Below are 1,571 nucleotides of genomic sequence, written 5' to 3' on the forward strand. Positions count from 1 at the left end.
AAGATTACATTAGCTACTATAACAACGAACGAATCATGCTTAATTTAAAGATGAGCCCTGCTCAATACAGAGCTCAGTACCTAAGTAAAAGCGTGGCTTAAGAGTCCAAGAAAAGGGGTTCACTCCAATTTTAACAGCTCTTGCTATCCATCCTCGTATTCAAATATAAGGCTTTCTGCTATTTTGGTAATGGACTTGTAGTGAGCGTGTGATGCTGGCCCGCTGAGCTTAGGCGGTTAAGAATATTTTTGTGCTGGGCCAGCGTATCGAGTGTCAACTCCTAATCTTTAGCTGAGGTGTACGTTAATCAAAATTGCTTGTGTTAACAGTTAGGCCCTGTTCTTCAAAGATCTCTTTAGCGACAGTGAGTGCATTGAGCACGCTCGGAAAGCCCGTGTAAGGGATTAGATGCATAATGCAGCCCACAATCTCTTCTGCAGTTAGACCTACAGTTAATCCTGTTTTGATATGCATTGCGATTTGCGGCTTGCCTTGAGCGACCAATGCAGTAATAGTGGTCAGTACTTTTTGCTTGTTATCTAATCCTGGGCGTGAATAGATACCACCAAAAGCAAATTCTACGATATATTTTTGTAAGTCTGGGGCTATATCTTTAAATTTCTCGCCAATATCCATTTCTCCTGTAGGATTGCTGTCCGGTGAAGCAGTCAGCTCCTGAATTTTACTGATACCTTTTTGGTATAAATCATCTGTCACTTTTAAAACTCCTTAAATTGTATTGCTATTATCGCCAAATATGTCGTGTTAGCTGGGTCTTAACACAATCAGCAGGCTACCTAAAATAGTTGTAGTTTTATAGGGCTTGCATCCTTTCTTTGCTTTATGGCAGGCCTGTGAGGTAGCGTTATCAGGTTGCTGAGTGTGATGCATTACGTGAGATGAGCTTTCGTTTTATGGCACAGAAAAGAGAGCTTCTGGTGGTGACTTCAGAGCACGGGTCAATGGGCTTGACATCCTCCCCGACATAAAGGACGGGGATTCCTACTGCTAGACGGCGATGTCCGGCCGCGAGAATATTTTTCGCCGCATTGATATCGCTGTCGTGAGTGATACCGCATCCACTGCATGTCCACTCTCTTCATCAAAATCCTGCGATACCTTTCGGCCTCGGCTGCCACAACTTGAACAGGCTTGGTTGGTGTATGCCTCGTCAACCTCCTTAAAATAATGCCTGTATGAGCTAATTTATAGTCCAACATTGTTTTTTAACAGCATCCAATACTGACTGCTTGCGGCGCTTAGTGTGCTCAACAGCAATACGTTGGACTGTGCACCCCAAGTCCTTACCCGCATCATTGGTATATGTCTGAACATCATAGGTAGACAAAAACACGCCGCGCTCTTTAATCGAGCGTTGGCTCAACTTATTGACAAAGTTTTAGATGAAATTAATGCTTTTTGCCATGCTATTAAGCAAGGATAAATGTGGAGTGAACCCCTTTTCTTGGACTCTTAAGCCACGCTTTTACTTAGGTACTGAGCTCTGTATTGAGCAGGGCTCATCTTTAAATTAAGCATGATTCGTTCGTTGTTATAGTAGCTAATGTAAT

Annotated in this window: 5 protein-coding genes; 1 reads left to right on the forward strand and 4 read right to left on the reverse strand. The window is 42.8% G+C overall.

The genetic code is table 11. The features are described from left to right. The first annotated feature begins 8 nt into the window (after positions 1-8). Complete coding sequence (locus tag TOI97_RS13125; protein WP_407651303.1) at positions 9-101, forward strand: IS3 family transposase; 93 nt, start codon at positions 9-11, stop codon at positions 99-101. 202 nt (positions 102-303) lie between these two features. Here the strand turns inward: TOI97_RS13125 and TOI97_RS13130 are convergent, their stop codons facing one another. The 4 genes from TOI97_RS13130 to TOI97_RS13395 all read right to left on the reverse strand — a co-directional run bounded on the left by TOI97_RS13130 (position 304) and on the right by TOI97_RS13395 (position 1,566). After that, positions 304-717, reverse strand: a complete 414-nt coding sequence (locus tag TOI97_RS13130; RefSeq protein WP_321554575.1) for a carboxymuconolactone decarboxylase family protein — start codon at positions 715-717, stop codon at positions 304-306. Positions 718-868: 151 nt separating this feature from the next. Beyond that, the gene (locus TOI97_RS13135; protein WP_321554577.1) at positions 869-1,072 is read right to left on the reverse strand and encodes a hypothetical protein; all 204 of its coding nucleotides are present in this window, start codon (positions 1,070-1,072) and stop codon (positions 869-871) included. A 129-nt stretch (positions 1,073-1,201) separates the two neighbouring features. Then, entirely contained in the window at positions 1,202-1,384 is a 183-nt protein-coding gene (locus tag TOI97_RS13140; protein ID WP_321554576.1) for a hypothetical protein, read from the reverse strand. A gap of 89 nt (positions 1,385-1,473) precedes the next feature. After that, on the reverse strand, positions 1,474-1,566 hold the full coding sequence (locus TOI97_RS13395) for an IS3 family transposase (protein ID WP_407651303.1): 93 nt from the start codon (positions 1,564-1,566) through the stop codon (positions 1,474-1,476). Positions 1,567-1,571: the final 5 nt, after the last annotated feature.

The sequence above is a fragment of the Denitrificimonas halotolerans genome (genome assembly GCF_034259425.1).
GTDB lineage: Bacteria > Pseudomonadota > Gammaproteobacteria > Pseudomonadales > Pseudomonadaceae > Denitrificimonas > Denitrificimonas halotolerans.